The following is a 17,141-nucleotide window of genomic DNA, read 5'->3' as shown; positions in this document are numbered from 1 at the left end:
CGAGTTCGCCCGGTATATCCGCCGGGTGCGCGCATTGCGACGCACCAAACACGCTCTGTGCGGTGTGCCAGCGTGTTTGCGGGACGGCCTGGAAAGACGCCAGGAACCGAGGAATTCTATAGAGTTGACAGCTTTCGCGCCAACTGCCAGCCCGTCAAACCCACTTTCGATCACAGGGGCATCACGATCTTGTCATCGGCGGCTCTCGCAGTATTGCGACTGGTCCCGCTCCGGAGATAGGACTGTCGACACGGGCGTCTAAAAGAGATATCGCCCCTGTGCGGTCGGCGATTCTTCCCGGTCCGCGCTTGTTGCGGCGGCTCTCACAGTGGGGGTCGCTGGAGGGACGGCAGGCACATGTTCAGCACACGGCAGATTTTCCGCATTTCCCGGGGCTCCGGAGGCGCCCGGGGCCTCTCGGGCCCCGCGCGAGCGCGAGCCTCTCGGACGGCCCGGACCGCGTTGGCGGTCGCGACCGCGAGTACGCTCGCCCTCACCGCCGCGGCTTGCGGCGGCGACGGCGACAGCGATGAGAAGGACTCCGGGAAGAAGAGCGCCCCCAGCGTCGAACTTCCCGATCTCAAGGGCCAGAAGCTCCAGGTTGGCGCGGTCTGGACGGGGGCCGAGGAGAAGAACTTCCGGGCCGTCCTCGACGAGTTCGAGGAGCGCACCGGTGCCAAGGTCAGCTTCGTACCGACCGGCGACAGCATCGCGACCTACCTCAGCACCAAGATCGAAGGTGGCAGCCCGCCCGACGTCGCGATGCTGCCGCAGGTCGGCGCTCTCCGCCAGTTCGCTGAAAAGGGCTGGATCAAACCCGTCAGTAACGACGTCCAGAAGCAGCTGGACAAGAACTACTCGGACGGCTGGCGGGACCTCGGCACCTATAAGGACAAGCAGTACGGCGTATATTTCAAGGTCGCCAACAAATCCCTGATCTGGTACAACACCGCGGCATTCGAGAATGCCGGCGTCTCCGAGCCGAAGACCTGGAAGGAATTCCTCGAGGTCGCGAAGACCGTATCGGCCTCCGGCGTCGCTCCGGTTTCCGTCGGCGGTGAGGACGGCTGGACGCTGACCGACTGGTTCGAGAACGTCTACCTCTCCCAGGCCGGACCGGAGAAGTACGACCAGCTCGCCGACCACGAGATCAAGTGGACGGACCCGTCCGTCGGTGAGGCACTGGAGACCCTCGGTGAGCTCTTCGGCGACAAGACCCTGATCGCCGGCGGCCAGAGCGGGGCGCTCCAGACCAGCTTCCCGAAGTCCGTCACCCAGACCTTCACCGGTGGCGACCAGCCGAAGGCCGCCATGGTCTACGAGGGCGACTTCGTCGCCGGCAACATCTCCGCGGACACCGACGCCGAGGTCGGCAAGGACGCCAAGGTCTTCCCGTTCCCGGCCGTCGGCGAGAACTCTCCGGTGGTCAGCGGTGGCGACGTGGCCGTGGCGCTCAAGGACACCGAGGGTGCTCAGGCCCTGATGACCTTCCTCGCCTCCACCGACGCCGCCGAGATCTGGGCCGAGGCGGGTGGCTTCATCTCGCCGAACAAGGAACTCGACCTCGACTCGTACACCGACGAGGTCCAGCGGGACATCGCCGAGGCGCTGATCGAGGCCGGCGACGACTTCCGGTTCGACATGTCCGACCAGGCCCCCGCGGCCTTCGGCGGCACCAAGGGCGAAGGCGAGTGGAAGGCCCTCCAGGACTTCCTGAAGAACCCCAAGGACGTCAAGGGTGCCCAGCAGCAGCTGGAGGCCGCAGCCGCCAAGGCCTACAAAAACTAACTGACGGATTCTCACCGACATGACAACCGCGACCAGGGAGGGCGCCGCCGCGACTGGCGCGCCCTCCCCACCCCCCGCCAGGAAGCGCGGCGTGCTGGGCACTCGTCCCTGGCTCGCCGCGTCTTTCCTGCTTCCCGCACTGGTGCTCCTCGGAGCGCTCGTCGTCTACCCGATCATCTACTCGATCTACCGGAGCCTGTTCGACGCCGCCGGCTCCGGGTTCGTCGGCCTGGACAACTACGTCCAGCTCTTCACCGACGACGGATTCTTCACCTCCGTCCAGAACAGCGTGATCTGGGCGATCGTCGCCCCGGTCGCCGCCACGGCGCTCGGCCTGATCTACGCCGTGCTGACCGAGCGGATGCGCTGGGGCACCGCCTTCAAGCTGGTCGTCTTCATGCCGATGGCGATCTCCATGCTGGCGGCCGGCATCATCTTCCGGCTGGTCTACGAGCAGGACCCGAGCCGCGGTGTGGCCAACGCCGTCTGGGTGGGGGTGCACGACACCTTCAGTGAGTCCTCCGCCTATCCGGGCGCCCGCCCGGGCCCGACGGCCGATCTGTCCCAGGCCAAGGACGGCACGGTCACCGGCAAGTCCGCGGTCCGCGCCGGCGATCCGGCCAACATCCCGCTGGTCGGCGTGCGGGCCGGCACGATCCCGGCCGACGCCTCCGACGCCAAGCCCGCACAGCCCGACGGCGACAAGATCACCGGCACGGTCTGGCTGGACTTCGCCAAGGGCGGTGGCGGCCAGCCCAACGTCATCGACAAGGGCGAGAAGGCCCTCGCCGGCGTGGAGGTCGAAGCGGTCAAGGACGGCAAGGTCGTCGCCACCGCCAAGGCCGGCGAGGACGGCACGTTCAGCCTTCCGGCCACGGCGGAAGGGGCGAAGCTACGGCTGCCGGCCGCCAACTTCGCCGAACAGTACAACGGCGTGAACTGGCTCGGACCGAGCCTGGTCACCCCCTCCATCATCGCCTCGTACGTCTGGATGTGGGCGGGCTTCGCGATGGTGCTGATCGCCGCCGGGCTGGCCGGCGTCCCCCGGGAACTGCTGGAAGCGGCCCGGATGGACGGCGCCTCGGAGTGGCAGGTCTTCCGGAAGATCACGGTGCCGCTCCTGGCCCCCGTGCTCTCGGTCGTCCTCGTCACACTGATGATCAACGTACTGAAGATCTTCGACCTGGTGTACATCATCGCGCCCGGACCGACCCAGGCCGACGCGAACGTGCTGGCCCTGCAGCTCTACCTGTCGGCCTTCGGCGGCGATCCCGACCACGGTGTCGCCAGCGCCATCGCCGTGCTCCTGTTGCTGCTGGTGGTACCGGTGATGGTCGTCAACATTCGCCGCATCCGGAGGGAGCGCCGCCGATGACCACTGCAACGGACACGGCATCGGCCCCGGCACCCGCGCCGGCGGCCGTGAAGAAGGAATCGGTGGCATCGCGCCTGGCGGCCCGGGCGAGCGGGGGCCTGGTGCAGTTCGCCCTCGTCGTGGTCGCGCTGTTCTGGCTGATGCCCACCCTGGGCCTGCTGGTCTCATCGCTGCGCAGTCCGAGCGACATTGCCGGCTCCGGCTGGTGGACGGTGTTCACCGCGCCGGCGCAGCTGACCACCGAGAACTACTCCAACCTGCTCAACAACGGTGCCATCACGCAGTCGTTGGTCACCACCCTGCTGATCGCGGTCCCGTCCACGCTGCTGGTCGTCATCATCGGCTCGCTGGCCGGGTACGCCTTCGCCTGCCTGGACTTCCCGGGCCGGGACTGGTGGTTCCTGCTGGTCGTCGGCCTGCTGGTGGTGCCGGTGCAGGTCGCGCTGGTCCCGGTGGCCAAGCTGTTCAAGACCGTCAGCCTCTTCGAGACGACGTTCGGCGTGGTGATCTTCCACACGGCCTTCGGGCTGCCGTTCGCCATCTTCCTGCTCCGGAACTTCTTCGCCGAGATCCCTCGGGAACTCATCGAGGCGTCCCGGTTGGACGGAGCGGGCGAGATCCGGCTGTTCACCCGAGTGGTCATGCCACTGGGCGGACCGGCGATCGCCTCGTTGGGCATCTTCCAGTTCCTCTGGGTCTGGAACGACATGCTGGTCGCGCTGATCTTCGCGGACAGCACCTCGCCACCGATCACGGTGGCGCTCCAGCAGCAGGTGCGGCAGTTCGGGAACAGCATCGACGTGCTGGCGCCGGGCGCCTTCATCTCGATGGTCATCCCCCTGGTGGTGTTCTTCGCCTTCCAGCGACAGTTCGTCTCCGGAATGATGGCCGGTGCGGTGAAGTAGCCCCCGCCAGGGCTGGGAAACCACCGCTGGCAACTGAACACCCCGGCTGTGCCGCCGTCCTCGCGGGGACGGCGGCACAGCCGCTTCCACGACGCGGTCTCACGCCCCGCGACCGGCGCGGGAAACGAGCCGGGGTGTCCGCCAACGCGTGATCGCCGCCTACGGCGCCCCGCCCCGTAGTCACGAGGGTTCCGAGCATTCCCAAGCGCTTTCGCCAGTCCCGCGAGCTCGGGGAGCCCCCGTTTTCGAGCTCCGGCTCATTCCGTCTAACGAACATGAGGTCGTTTTCGTCGGGGTCAACGAGCGTGAAACGGCTGGTGCCGGGCCGCAATCGGGTGAGCCTTGGGCGTCCCGCGGAAGGCGCCCACCCGGCCCCTCCGTGCCCGCCGCTACACCCTCATCCACGAAGAGCGGGCAAACGTCGTTGAACGTCGAAACGTCATAGCTCTACGGTCGCCCTATGACACTCTTGTCGGACCGCGTCCGCTCCCAGCACTGGTGGCCCCTCGCCGCAGCAGGGGTGACGGTCGTTCTCTGGGCGTCGGCCTTCGTCTCCATCCGCAGCGCGGGGAGCTCCTACTCCCCCGGCGCGCTGGCGCTGGGGCGCCTGGCCTCCGGAACCCTCGTACTGGGCCTGATCGTCCTGCTCCGCCGCGAGGGACCGCCCCCGCGCGCCGCCTGGCCGGGCATCCTCTGCTCCGGTGCACTCTGGTTCGGGGGCTACATGCTCCTGCTCAACTGGGGTGAGCGGGAGGTCGACGCCGGCACCGCGGCCATGGTGGTGAACCTCGCGCCCATCCTGATCGGGCTGCTGAGCGGGCGGCTGCTCGGCGAGGGGCTGCCGCGCCGCCTGTTCCTCGGCATGGCGGTCTCGTTCTCCGGCACCGTCGTCGTCGGACTGTCGATGTCCGGCTCCGGTCACGCCACCCTGCTGGGGCTGGTCCTCTGTCTGCTGGCCGCGTGCTCCTACGCCGGCGGCGTCGTCTTCCAGAAACCGGCCCTCGGGCACGCCAGCGCCTTGCAGGTCACCTTCTACGGTTGTCTGACCGGCACCGTGGTGTGCCTCCCCTTCACCGGCGCGCTGCTCACGGAATCCGCGCGCGCCCCGGTCTCCGCCACCCTCAACATGGTCTACCTCGGCGTGTTCCCCACCGCCCTGGCCTTCACCACCTGGGCGTTCGCCCTCGCCCGCACCACGGCGGGCAAGATGGGTTCGACCACCTACGTGGTGCCGACGCTCGTGGTGCTGATGTCCTGGATCGTGTTGGACGAGGTGCCCGGCCCCCTCACCCTGGCCGGCGGCGCGCTCTGCCTGGCCGGCGTCGCCGTCGCCCGTCGACCAGCTCGCCGGCGCTCCGCCACCGTCCCCGCCACCGCCCCGGTGCCGGCCGACCGCGAGCCGGTGGCGGAGTGCTCGGCCGGCTCCTGAGGAGCCAGGACCAGGGCTTCCCACCGCCTCCGAGAGGCGCGGCGCCGGACGGAGAAGGGTGCGGGAGGTGAGGCGGGGCCGAGGTTCCACCGAGACTCCCACCGGGCGGTCCGGCCCCCGCCACGGGATGTGAGACTGGGCGAATGTTCCCACAGTTCCTCGCCGCGGCCGGTGTGCTCGCCGTGCTGACCATGGTTCCCGGGCCGGACATGGCCGTTGTGACCAAGCGGGCCGTCTCCTCCGGGTGGCAGGACGGGCTGCGCACGATCGGCGGCATCACCACCGGCCTGCTGGTGTGGGGCGTCCTCGCGGTCGCGGGTCTTGCCGCAGTCCTCGCCGCCTCCGCCACCGCGTACACCGCGGTCAAGCTGGCCGGGGCCGCCTACCTGCTCTTCCTCGGTGTCCAGGCGCTGGTCCACAGCCGGCGCGTCCGGTCACGGCCGGTGGCCCCGGCCGGTGCCGCACCCGCCGGCAACCCCTGGCGTACCGGCCTGGTCAGCAACGTCTTCAACCCGAAGATCGCGGTCTTCTACACCGGGCTGCTGCCGACCCTGGCCCCCACCGGGCTCGCCCCGCACACCGGTATGGCACTGCTCGTCCTCGTCCACGCGGTGCTGACCACGGTGTGGCTCGGCGGCTACGTGGTGCTGCTGGCCAGGGCACGGGCGCTGTTCGAGAAGCCCGCCGTCCGCAGGGCCATGGAACGTGTCACCGGCTTCGTCCTGATCGGCTTCGGGCTGAAGGTCGCCGCGACCCAGCCCTGACCGGTCCCCGACCGAGCCCTCCCGAGCACCTGGGTTGCCGACCGGGCACCGCACCGTATCCGCACAGGCGGAGAGGGGCGGCCCGGAACACGTGGTTCCGAACCGCCCCTCCCGGGACCGCTCCTCGGATCAGCTGTGCGTGCGCAGCAGGGTGCGCATGGTGCGCATCGCCACCGAGAGGTTGGCGAGATCGAAGGAGTCCGACCCCTGGATCTCCTCCAGGGTGCCGCGAGCCCGCCCCAGGATCGAGGCGTTCTTCTGCTCCCAGGCGGCGAACCGCTGGTCCGGGGTGGAGTCGCCTTCGCCCGCCGACAGCACGTCCGAGGTGAGCGCCGCATGTGCGGCGAACAGGTCCTCGCGGATGGAGGCGCGGGCCATCGACTGCCACCGGTCGGCGCGCGGCAGTGCGACGATCTTGTCCATCAGCTGGCTGATCTGCAGCCGGTCGGCAAGGTCGTAGTAGACCTCGGCCACTTCGAGCGACTGAGCGCCGGTGCGGTCGGCGATCGCCACGATGTCCAGCGCCGGGAAGACGGCCGAGAAACCGGCCACCCGGAGCGCCAGTTCACCGGGGACGCCGGCCGCGAGCATCTCGTCCTGGGTGTCCTGGTGCCAGCTCAGGTCGGCGCCCTTGAGCAGCTTGGGCAGGTCCGCCCAGACCGACTCGACCCGCTCCTCGAAGAACTCGACGGTCTCGGCGAGCCGCAACGGCTGCGGACGGTTGTTCAGCAGCCAGCGGGCGCCTCGTTCCACCAACCGCCGCGAGTGCAGCCGGATCCGGGTCTGGACGTCGGCCGACACCTCGTTGTCGAGCGCCTCGACCGCGTCCCACACCCCGGCCAGGCCGAAGATGGCCCGGGCAGCGGTCTGCGCCCGGACGATCTCCTCCGTGGAGGCCCCGGTCTCCTCCCGCATCCTGTGCAGGAAGCTGCTGCCGGCGCTGTTGATGGTGTCGTTGACCAGCACGGTGGTGACGATCTCGCGGCGCAGCGCGTGGCCGTCGATCTGCTCGTCGAACCGCTCCCGCAGCGGCTTGGGGAAGTAGGCGTACAACAGCCGCTGGAGGTAGGGGTCGTCCGGCAGTTCGGTGTCGATCAGCTCCTCAGCGGTGGTGATCTTGTCGTAGGCCAGCAGGACCGCCAGCTCCGGCTGGGTGAGGCCCTGCCCCGCGGCGTGCCGCTCGCGGATCTGCCGGTCACTGGGCAGGAACTCCAGCTCCCGGTCCAGGTGGCCGTCGCGCACCAGCCGGCGGATGGCCCGGTGGTGGGCGTTGAGCAGGCTGGGCGCCTGGCTGACGGCGTTGGCGAGCGCGACGTTCTGCGCGTAGTTGCTGCGCAGCACCAGCTCCCCGACCTCGTCGGTCATCTCGGCGAGCAACTCGTTGCGCTGCTTGACCGTCATGTCGCCGCCCGCGACCACGGCGTTGAGCAGGATCTTGATGTTCACCTCGTGGTCCGAGGCGTCCACACCGGCGCTGTTGTCGATCGCGTCGGTGTCCACCCGGCCACCGGTGCCGTCGGGGCCGCCGGAGAGGGCGAACTCGATCCGCCCGAGCTGGGTCAGCCCCAGGTTGCCGCCCTCGCCGACGACCTTGGCCCGGATCTCCCTGCCGTCCACCCGGATCGCGTCGTTGCCCTTGTCCCCGACGTCCGCGTGGTTCTCCGTGGACGCCTTGACGTAGGTGCCGATGCCGCCGTTCCAGACCAGGTCCACCGGGGCCCGGAGGACGGCCTTCATCAGCTCGGCCGGGGTCAGCTTGGTGACGTCCTCCCCGAGCCCGAGCGCCTTGCGCATCTGGGGGCTGATCGGCACCGACTTGGCCGTGCGCGGGAAGACCCCGCCGCCCTCGGAGATGAGCTCGGTGTCGTAGTCGGCCCAGGAGCTGCGCGGCAGTTCGAACAGGCGCCGCCGCTCGGCGTAGGAGGTGGCGGCGTCCGGATCGGGGTCGACGAAGATGTGCCGGTGGTCGAAGGCGCCGACCAGCCGGATGTGTTCGGAGAGCAGCATGCCGTTGCCGAACACGTCACCGGACATGTCGCCGATGCCGACCACCGTGAAGTCCTCGGTCTGGGTGTTCCGGCCCAGCTCCCGGAAGTGGCGCTTGACCGACTCCCAGCCACCGCGGGCGGTGATGCCCATGCCCTTGTGGTCGTAGCCGGCCGAGCCGCCGGAGGCGAAGGCGTCGCCCAGCCAGTAGCCGTAGCTCTGGGCCACCTCGTTGGCGATGTCGGAGAAGCGCGCGGTGCCCTTGTCGGCGGCGACCACGAGGTAGGTGTCGTCGTCGTCGTGCCGGACGACGTCCTCGGGGTGCACGACCTCCCCGCCGACCAGGTTGTCGGTGATGTCGAGCAGTCCGGAGATGAAGGTCTTGTAGCAGGCGACGCCCTCGGCCATCCAGGCGTCCCGGTCCACCGAGGGGTCCGGCAGCCGCTTGCCGACGAAGCCGCCCTTGGCCCCGACCGGCACGATGACGGTGTTCTTGACCATCTGGGCCTTGACCAGGCCCAGGACCTCGGTACGGAAGTCCTCACGCCGGTCGGACCAGCGCAGGCCACCGCGGGCGACCTTGCCGTAGCGCAGGTGTACGCCCTCGACGCTGGGCGAGTAGACCCAGACCTCGTGGGCCGGCCGGGGGGCCGGCAGGTCCGGGATCGCCAACGGGTCCAGCTTGAACGACACGTAGCCGTGCGGCTCGCCGTTCCGCCCCGACTGGAAGTAGTTGGTGCGCTGGGTCGCCTTGATCAGGGTCAGGAAGGAGCGCAGGATGCGGTCCTCGTCCAGACTGGCCACCTGGTCGAGCGCGCCGTCCAACTCCTCCAGCAGGCCGTCGGTCAGCTCCGTACCGGCCCGCTGCCGGTGCGGGGAGAGCCGGGCCTCGAAGAGGCTGACGAGCAGCCGGGTGGTGTGGACGTTCTTGTGGAGGGTGACCTCCATGTAGTCCTGGCTGAAGGTGGAACCGGCCTGCCGCAGGTACTTCGCATAGGCCCGCAGCACCATGGCCTGCCGCCAGCTGAGTCCGGCGTTGAGCACCAGGGAGTTGAAGCCGTCGTTCTCCGCCTCGCCGGTCCAGACGGCGGTGAAGGTCTCCTGGAACCGCTCGCGGGCGTCGTCCGCGAGGTGGTCCCCGTCACGGCCGGCCTCGGGCAGTCGGAGCCCGAAGTCGTAGATCCAGACGATGCTCCGGTCGGCGAGACGCAGCTCGTAGGGGCGCTCGTCGACGACCTCCACGCCGAGCCGCTGGAGCACGGGGAGTACCGCGGAGAGCGACACCTGCGAGCCGGTCCGGTAGATCTTGAACCGGAACTCGCCGGGGGCCGCGCCGACGGGCTGGTAGAGGCTGACGGCGAAGCCGTGCTGCTCGTCGCGGTCGGTCAGCCGCTCCAGGTGCTGGAGGTCGGCGACCGCGTTGCGCGGCGAGTGGTCCGCCTTGTAGCCCTCGGGGAAGGCGTTGGCGTAGCGGTGCGCCAACTCGGCCCCGCGCTCCTCGCCCACCTCGGCGGTGAGGACCTCGACGAAACCGTCGGACCAGGAGCGGGCGGCCTCGGTCAGCCGCTCCTCGATCCGTTCGACGTCGGCGTTGTCGAGCCGGCGCAGCGCGGTGCCCGGGGCGACCCGGATGACGAAGTGCAGCCGGGAGAGGACCGACTCGGTGTTCCAGGCGGTGAAGTCGACGCTGGTGCCGTCCAGTTCCTCCTTGAGGATGTCGATGAGGCGGAGGCGGACGGCGGTGTTGAAGCGGTCGCGGGGGAGGTAGACCAGCGCCGAGTAGTAGCGGCCGTACTCCTCCTGACGGAGGTAGAGCCGCAGCCGGCGGCGTTCCTGCAGGTAGAGCACGCTGGTGGCGATCGAACGGAGCTGGTCGACCGGCGTCTGGAACAGCTCGTCCCGCGGGTAGGTCTCCAGGATCTGGAGGAGGTCGCGGCCGTCGTGGCTGTTGGGCGAGAAGCCCGCCCCGGAGAGGACTTCGGCGACCTTGCGCCGGATGACCGGCACCCGGCGCACGGACTCGGTGTAGGCGGCGGAGGAGAACAGCCCGAGGAAACGGCGTTCACCGATCACGTTGCCGGCCGAGTCGAACTTCTTGACGCCGATGTAGTCCAGGTAGGAGGGCCGGTGCACGGTGGCCCGGCTGTTGGCCTTGGTGAGCACCAGCAGCTTCCGCTCCCGGGCCTTCGCCCGGGCGTCGGCCGGCAGGCGGTTGAAGGACGGCGAGACGGCCTGGCTGTCGTCGGCGGTCCTGCGGCGCGGATCGGAGCGGAGGATTCCGAGGCCGGTGCCGGGAACGGCGCTGAGCACGTCCTCCTCGCCACCGCTCTCGTTCGGCACCGAGGAGAGGTCGTACTCGCGGTATCCGAGGAAGGTGAAGTGGTCCTCGGCGAGCCAGCGGAGCAGTTCCTGGGCCTCTTCGACCTCCTGCTCGGGCAGCTTGGCGGAGGTCAGCTCCCCGGGCAGTCCCTCGGCGATCTCCAGCGCGGACCGGCGCATCTTGCTCCAGTCCTCCACCGCCTCCCGCACATCGGAGAGGACCTGCCGCAGGTCGGCGGCGATCTGCTCGAGCTCGGCCGCGTCGTTCTCCCGGTCGATCTCGACGTGGATCCAGGACTCGGTGAGCGCGTCCTGCGGCCACTCGGCGTTCTCGTCACCGCCCTCGATGTTCTCGGTGCCGTCGGTGTGGGCACCGCGGCCGGAGTCGAGCACCTCCAGGAGTTCGCCGGCGACGTCCCGGCGGACGATCACCTGCGGGTGGATGACCCGGTGGATGCCACGGCCGAGCTTGGACAGCTCGTTGGTCACGGAGTCGACGAGGAAGGGCATGTCGTCGGTGATGACCTCGACGACCGTGTGGTGGCAGGTCCAACCGCTCTCTTCGACGGTGGGGGTGTGGACCTTGACGTTCGCGGTGCCCTGGGGGCGGTGCTCCGCGAGCCGGAGGTGGGAGAGGGCGGCGCCCAGGACGTCGACCGGGTCCCGGCCGTTGAGGTCCTCCGGCGCCGTGTGCCGGTAGAAACGCTGGAGAAAGGCGCCCCGGTTCTCCGGGGCGAGTCCCGATACCGGTCGCTGCTCTCCGGTCGGGCTGTTCTCAGCTACCCGGGTTGCTCGGACGAGCAGCTCGGTCTTGGCTTCATCCAGCTTGGTCTGCATGTCCTGTGGCTCCTGTCGCGCGCCCTTGCGTGACGTCGGTGGTGAAGGTGGCACGGCGTCGCGACGCGGCTTCGCCGGGCCGGTTCGACGTGGTGCCGGGATGAGGTATCGCCGGGCCGGCTTCGGCCGTATCGGGTGTACGAACCCGGTGCGAATGATCAGTCGTCGCCCCGGCGCCGTGGTGCGTCGGGCGCCGTTCCGGCACTGGGCCGAAGCCACGGAGGGCATGACCGCCCCCGCGGAATATCGCGCTGATCACGGCCCCAGGCTACCGCCCTTCCCCCCGGGGACGTCATGCACCGTTTGTGTACAACCCGCCTCATCGACTGTGCCGGTCTGGACAACAGCCCCGAGGTCTTTGGACAACACCGCAGGTATGGGCGGCTCGACCCGCGCCTGGAGGCGCTCCTCCGGCCGCGGCACCCACGCCCGGGGGCACGGCACGACGGAACTCCCGGCCACCACCGCTCAACCGACGAGCCGTTCGGCCGTCTCCACCGCCTCGGCGAGGGTGTCGACCACCGGCACCCCGGCGGTCTCCAGACTCCGTCGGCTGTGCGAACCACCGGTGTACAGCACGGCCTTGGCCCCTACATGCGCGGCCGCCGCCGCGTCGTCCAGCGCGTCCCCGATCACCACGGTGCGGGTCGCCGAGACCCCGTCGAGGGAGAGCAGGTGACGGGTCATCTGCTCGGCCTTGCCCGCGGAGGAGGGACCGGTCCGGCCGTCCACCCGGACGAAGTGCTCCGTTATGCCGTGCTTCCGTACGATCGGCACCAGTTCCTCGTGCGGTGCGAGCGAGCAGAGCGACTGTGTCACCCCCGCGGCCCGCCGGCCTGCGAGCAGTTCCCTGGCCCCCGAGGCGAGTTCGGCGGTGTCCACCAGCACCCGGTAGTGGCGGTGGAATGCCTCGTCCATCCGCTGCCACTCCGCGCTGGTGGGCAGCCGCCCCATGAGCCGCTCGTAGAAGCCGGGCACCGGGACCCGGTAGAGCTCCCGGTACCGGTCGAGCGTGATCGGCTCCATGCCGACCTCTGCGAACGAGGCGTTCGTCGCCTCGAGGACCGCGTGGAGATCGTGGAAGAGCGTGCCGTTCCAGTCCCAGACGATGTGCGCCGTCCGCTTCTCTGTCTTCCCCATGCCAAGACGGTACCGACGGGGTCTGACATCCCCCGGGGCCGGCCGGTGGAGGGGCTCGCTCACTCCCCGGTCAGGATCGGGATCTCCTGTGTCGCGTACCACAGCAACTCGTGGTCCTCCGCCCCGTCGACGGTGAGCCTGGCGTCCGCGTCCCCCCGGTCGGCCGCGTCCAGCGCCCGGGCGGCTCCGGCGATGTCCCGCTCGGCGCCGTCGGCGTCGACGTGCACCGCCGCCACCCAGCTCAGCGGCGCGGCCTCGGAGATCCGCACTACCCCGGCCGCCGCGCCCTCCGGATCGGCCGTCGCCGCGCCCTCGGGCACGTCCAGGGCGATGACCACCCGCCGGCGGGCGGCCTCCGGATCGGCGGCGAGCAGCCGGAGCGAACTCTGCGCGGCCCGGGTGAGCGCCGCGTACTCCAACTCCTCGACGTTGTCGGAGAGGTACCACTCCCGCAGGCCGGGGGTGACGGCGTGGGCCAGCACCGGCCCGGGGCCGATCTCGCCCGCCCGCGCGGACCCAGCGAGTCCGCTGAGGGTGGTGGGAACGTAGACACGCATTGCCGCCGCCTCCGTCAGATGCTGTTCTTCGGTGTTCAGATGACCGCCGGGCCGGGCACCCGGGCGCCGTAACCCGGCCGGGGGGCATCGGGCGTGGACAGCTTACGTTCGGCTTCCCCCTTTTGAGCTGTCAGGCGAAACGTCCATCCTCCTCCGGCTGCCCCCTAGGGAAGGCCCGCGCGCCCCACCACGCCAAGGCGGAGCCGGCGCGCCTTCAGCCGAATAGGCGAATCGGCCGCCGAACCGGCGGCGGACGCCTCCGCCTTGCACCTCACCCGGGCGGGCCGCTATCTCTCTGACCATCAAGTTACTGCCCGGTACGCGCCGGGCCCACACCGGGGGCGATCACCATCGACAGGTTGACCGGCAGCATCAGCGGCGGGGCTCGGGAAGGGACGACCGGCGCCGGCCCGCGCGGACTCCAGGCATCCGGGCGGCGGCCGGGGCGTGCCCGCAGCCGCCCGCCGCAGCGGCGCGACCCGCGGGGCCCCGGCCCCGCCCGGCGGAGCGAACTGGACCGGCTGCCCCGGTACTGGTTCGCCAACCGGCTGCTGCTCACCCTGAGCGGGCAGAAGCCGGTCCACTGGATGCTGGGCCACACGCTGGGGCCCGCCTACGAGCGGCTGGTCGAGTTGGCCCCGCTCCGACCGCTGGCCGCACCTCCCAGGTCCGGACCGGCTCTCCCACCCGGTCTCCGCCGACTGCCGGTCCTCCGGCGCTGCGACGAGTACCGGCCGAACCCCGGGGTGATCGAGGCGTTCGCGCGGATCTCCGCCGGCGAGGACCGGGTACGAGCCCTGGCCTTCCGCCTGGAGCACTGCCGGGACCGGCGCTGGCGCTGCTCGGCCGTGGACCTGGACGCCGGCACACCGGGGGTCCGGAGCTGACCGGCGGGCCCGGGGCCGCGAGCACCGCGCCAAAGCCCCGGGGCCGGCTCCCGCGGATGTGCGGGAGCCGGCCCCGACGGTTGCTCGAGCTCACGGCCGGGGTGCCCGGAGCGGGGAACCCCGCCCGGGCACCGGTGTCACTTCTTGCGCCGACGGCCCTTCTGGGCCTTGCGGCGCTCGGCCCGGGTCATCCCGTCCGCCGCGGAGCGAGCGGCCCCGCCGCCGTCGCTGGTCAGGTCGCCCTCGACCACACCGCCCTCGCCGTCCACCGTCGGCGCCGAGAAGTGCAGCCGGTCCGGCCGCTGCGGGCTGTCCAGGCCCTTGGCCCGGATCTCCGGCCGACCGCCCCCGGCGGCCACCGCCTCCTGCGGGACCTTCTCCAGGGAGGGCTTCTCCTCGGCCTCCGCCTCGGCCGCCACCGGCACCTCCTCGACCTGCTGCTCGACCTGGACCTCCAGGTTGAACAGGTAGCCGACGGACTCCTCCTTGATGCCGTCCATCATGGCCGTGAACATGTCGTACCCCTCGCGCTGGTACTCGACCAGCGGGTCCTTCTGGGCCATCGCCCGCAGGCCGATGCCCTCCTGGAGGTAGTCCATCTCGTACAGGTGCTCACGCCACTTGCGGTCCAGCACCGAAAGCACCACGCGCCGCTCGAGCTCACGCATGATCTCCGAGCCCAGCTGCTTCTCCCGGGCCTCGTACTGCTCGTGGATGTCGTCCTTGACGGCTTCGGCGATGAACTCCGCGGTCAGCCCGACGCGGTCGCCGGCCGCCTCCTCCAACTCCTCGATCGAGACCTGCACCGGGTAGAGCTGCTTGAAGGCGCTCCACAGCCGGTCGAGGTCCCAGTCCTCCGCGAAGCCCTCGACGGTCTCCGCGTGGATGTAGGCGTCGATGGTGTCGTCCATGAAGTGGATGACCTGGTCGCGGAGGTCCTCCCCTTCCAGCACCCGCCGGCGCTCACCGTAGATGACCTCACGCTGCCGGTTGAGCACCTCGTCGTACTTCAGGACGTTCTTACGGGTCTCGAAGTTCTGCTGCTCGACCTGCGACTGGGCGGAGGCGATGGCGCGCGTCACCATCTTGTTCTCGATCGGGACGTCGTCGGGCACGTTCGCCATCGACATCACCCGCTCGACCATCTGCGCCTTGAACAGCCGCATCAGGTCGTCGCCGAGCGAGAGGTAGAAGCGGGACTCGCCGGGGTCGCCCTGCCGACCGGAGCGGCCGCGCAGCTGGTTGTCGATGCGCCGGGACTCGTGCCGCTCGGTGCCCAGCACGTACAGCCCGCCGAGCTCCTTGACCTCCTCGAAGGCGGCCTTGACCGACTTCTCGGCGCTCTCCAGCGCCGCGGGCAGTGCGGCGGCCCACTCCTCCGGGTGCTCGACCGGGTCCAGCCCGCGCTGCCGCAGCTCCGCCTCGGCGAGGTCGTCGGGGTTGCCGCCCAGCTTGATGTCCGTACCGCGGCCCGCCATGTTCGTGGCCACCGTGACGGCGCCCCGGCGGCCCGCCTGGGCGACGATGGAGGCCTCTCGCTCGTGGTGCTTGGCGTTGAGCACCTCGTGCCGCACCCCGCGCTTCTTGAGCTGCTGGGAGAGGTACTCGGACTTCTCCACCGAGGTGGTGCCGACCAGGATCGGCTGGCCCTTCTCGTGCTTCTCCACGATGTCGTCCACGACCGCGTCGAACTTCGCGACCTCGGTGCGGTAGATCAGGTCCGACTGGTCGGCCCGCGCCAGCGGGCGGTTGGTCGGGATCGGCACGACGCCGAGCTTGTAGATCTGGTGGAACTCCGCGGCCTCGGTCATCGCGGTACCGGTCATACCGGACAGCTTGGTGTAGAGGCGGAAGAAGTTCTGCAGGGTGATCGTGGCGAGCGTCTGGTTCTCGTCCTTGATCTCCACCCCTTCCTTCGCCTCGATCGCCTGGTGCATGCCCTCGTTGTAGCGGCGACCGGCCAGGATACGGCCGGTGTGCTCGTCGACGATCATGACTTCGCCGTCCATGACGACGTAGTCCTTGTCCTTCTTGAACAGTTCCTTCGCCTTGATGGCGTTGTTCAGATAACCCACGAGGGGGGTGTTGACCGACTCGTAGAGGTTGTCGATCCCCAGCCAGTCCTCGACCTTCGTCACGCCGGACTCGTGGATGGCGACGGTGCGCTTCTTCTCGTCGACCTCGTAGTCCCCGGTCTCCTCCTCGCCCCGCTGCGGGTTGGCGGCCTCACCCCGGTTGAGCCGCTTCACCAGCTTGGCGAAGTCGCCGTACCACTTGGTGGCCTGGTCGGCCGGGCCGGAGATGATCAGCGGGGTGCGCGCCTCGTCGATGAGGATCGAGTCGACCTCGTCGACGATCGCGAAGTTGTGGCCGCGCTGGACGAGTTCGTCCTTGGCCCACGCCATGTTGTCGCGCAGGTAGTCGAAGCCGAACTCGTTGTTGGTGCCGTAGGTGATGTCGCAGGCGTACTGCTCGCGCCGCTGCGCGGGGGTCATGTTGGCCACGATGCAGCCCACGGTCAGACCGAGGAAGCGGTGCACCCGGCCCATCCACTCGGAGTCACGCTCGGCGAGGTAGTCGTTCACCGTGATCAGGTGCACACCGTCGCCCGAGAGGGCGTTGAGGTAGGCCGGGAGCGTACCGACCAGGGTCTTGCCCTCACCGGTCTTCATCTCGGCGACGTACCCGAGGTGCAGCGCGGCCCCGCCCATCAGCTGGACGTCGTACGGGCGCTGCCCGAGCACCCGCTTGGCGGCCTCACGCACCGTGGCGAACGCCTCGGGCATCAGGTCGTCCAGGCTCTCCCCCTCGGCGTACCGCTCCTTGTACTCGTCGGTCAGGGCGCGCAGCTCGGCGTCGGAGAGATTGACGAAGTCCTCTTCGATGGAGTTGACCTGGCCCGCGATGCGGTGCAGTTTGCGCAGGATCTTGCCTTCGCCTGCACGCATGATCTTGTTGAAGACGGACACGTAGGGTGGTCTCCTTGCCGGTCGGGCCTGGCATGGTCTGGTCGGGCGGGCGCGGTGGGTGGGCCATACCACGACCCGCCGCAACGGCCATCGTAAGACAGGAGCCGCCCGCATCGGGAGGTCCGTCGCACGAAGGCCGGTGTCGCCCTGCCCCACCGTACGGAATGCCCTGGTCCGAGAGCCGC

10 protein-coding genes are annotated in these 17,141 nt (G+C 69.8%); 6 read left to right on the top strand and 4 right to left on the bottom strand.

Features of this window, described 5'->3' with window-relative positions; genetic code table 11:
• Window positions 1-462 precede the first annotated feature (462 nt).
• The 5 genes from BGP73_RS00120 (at window position 463) to BGP73_RS00100 (ending at window position 6,261) form a co-directional block, all read left to right on the top strand.
• Window positions 463-1,788 (top strand): ABC transporter substrate-binding protein, encoded by a 1,326-nt coding sequence (locus BGP73_RS00120; protein ID WP_069811057.1) that lies wholly within the window; start codon window positions 463-465, stop codon window positions 1,786-1,788.
• Between the two features lie 19 nt (window positions 1,789-1,807).
• Entirely contained in the window at window positions 1,808-3,163 is a 1,356-nt protein-coding gene (locus BGP73_RS00115; protein ID WP_079127091.1) for a carbohydrate ABC transporter permease, read from the top strand.
• Complete coding sequence (locus tag BGP73_RS00110; protein WP_069811053.1) at window positions 3,160-4,068, top strand: carbohydrate ABC transporter permease; 909 nt, start codon at window positions 3,160-3,162, stop codon at window positions 4,066-4,068. Before BGP73_RS00115 ends, BGP73_RS00110 begins: the two co-directional genes overlap by 4 nt.
• A gap of 460 nt (window positions 4,069-4,528) precedes the next feature.
• Entirely contained in the window at window positions 4,529-5,497 is a 969-nt protein-coding gene (locus BGP73_RS00105) for a DMT family transporter (protein WP_069811051.1), read from the top strand.
• Between the two features lie 143 nt (window positions 5,498-5,640).
• Window positions 5,641-6,261, top strand: coding sequence for a LysE family translocator (locus BGP73_RS00100; protein ID WP_069811050.1), 621 nt, complete (start codon window positions 5,641-5,643; stop codon window positions 6,259-6,261).
• 129 nt (window positions 6,262-6,390) lie between these two features.
• Here the strand turns inward: BGP73_RS00100 and BGP73_RS00095 are convergent, their stop codons facing one another.
• The 3 genes from BGP73_RS00095 to BGP73_RS00085 all read right to left on the bottom strand — a co-directional run bounded on the left by BGP73_RS00095 (window position 6,391) and on the right by BGP73_RS00085 (window position 13,100).
• Complete coding sequence (locus tag BGP73_RS00095; protein ID WP_069811048.1) at window positions 6,391-11,403, bottom strand: NAD-glutamate dehydrogenase; 5,013 nt, start codon at window positions 11,401-11,403, stop codon at window positions 6,391-6,393.
• Between the two features lie 468 nt (window positions 11,404-11,871).
• Complete coding sequence (locus BGP73_RS00090; RefSeq protein ID WP_069811046.1) at window positions 11,872-12,543, bottom strand: HAD family hydrolase; 672 nt, start codon at window positions 12,541-12,543, stop codon at window positions 11,872-11,874.
• Window positions 12,544-12,602: 59 nt separating this feature from the next.
• On the bottom strand, window positions 12,603-13,100 hold the full coding sequence (locus BGP73_RS00085; RefSeq protein ID WP_069811045.1) for a DUF6912 family protein: 498 nt from the start codon (window positions 13,098-13,100) through the stop codon (window positions 12,603-12,605).
• Window positions 13,101-13,459: 359 nt separating this feature from the next.
• On the opposite strand from BGP73_RS00085, the gene BGP73_RS00080 reads away from it, so the two are divergent.
• Window positions 13,460-13,987 carry an Rv3235 family protein gene (locus BGP73_RS00080; protein ID WP_244501034.1) on the top strand — a complete coding sequence of 176 codons (528 nt, stop codon included), beginning with the start codon at window positions 13,460-13,462 and terminating at the stop codon, window positions 13,985-13,987.
• Window positions 13,988-14,124: 137 nt separating this feature from the next.
• Here the strand turns inward: BGP73_RS00080 and secA are convergent, their stop codons facing one another.
• Entirely contained in the window at window positions 14,125-16,956 is a 2,832-nt protein-coding gene (gene secA / locus BGP73_RS00075; RefSeq protein ID WP_069811043.1) for a preprotein translocase subunit SecA, read from the bottom strand.
• Window positions 16,957-17,141: the final 185 nt, after the last annotated feature.

It is taken from the genome of Streptomyces sp. TP-A0874 (assembly GCF_001748085.1).
In the GTDB taxonomy this organism is placed as follows: domain Bacteria; phylum Actinomycetota; class Actinomycetes; order Streptomycetales; family Streptomycetaceae; genus Streptomyces.
The sequence above is the reverse complement of the archived record's forward strand: the minus strand, read 5'-3'. Positions and strand labels throughout refer to the sequence as shown.

Coding starts and splice junctions, on each gene's coding strand:
- BGP73_RS00115 (WP_079127091.1), top strand. CDS start 1,808: ATGACAACCGCGACCAGGGAGGGCGCCGCCGCGACTGGCGCGCCCTCC.
- BGP73_RS00110 (WP_069811053.1), top strand. CDS start 3,160: ATGACCACTGCAACGGACACGGCATCGGCCCCGGCACCCGCGCCGGCG.
- BGP73_RS00105 (WP_069811051.1), top strand. CDS start 4,529: ATGACACTCTTGTCGGACCGCGTCCGCTCCCAGCACTGGTGGCCCCTC.
- BGP73_RS00100 (WP_069811050.1), top strand. CDS start 5,641: ATGTTCCCACAGTTCCTCGCCGCGGCCGGTGTGCTCGCCGTGCTGACC.
- BGP73_RS00095 (WP_069811048.1), bottom strand. CDS start 11,403: ATGCAGACCAAGCTGGATGAAGCCAAGACCGAGCTGCTCGTCCGAGCA.
- BGP73_RS00090 (WP_069811046.1), bottom strand. CDS start 12,543: ATGGGGAAGACAGAGAAGCGGACGGCGCACATCGTCTGGGACTGGAAC.
- BGP73_RS00085 (WP_069811045.1), bottom strand. CDS start 13,100: ATGCGTGTCTACGTTCCCACCACCCTCAGCGGACTCGCTGGGTCCGCG.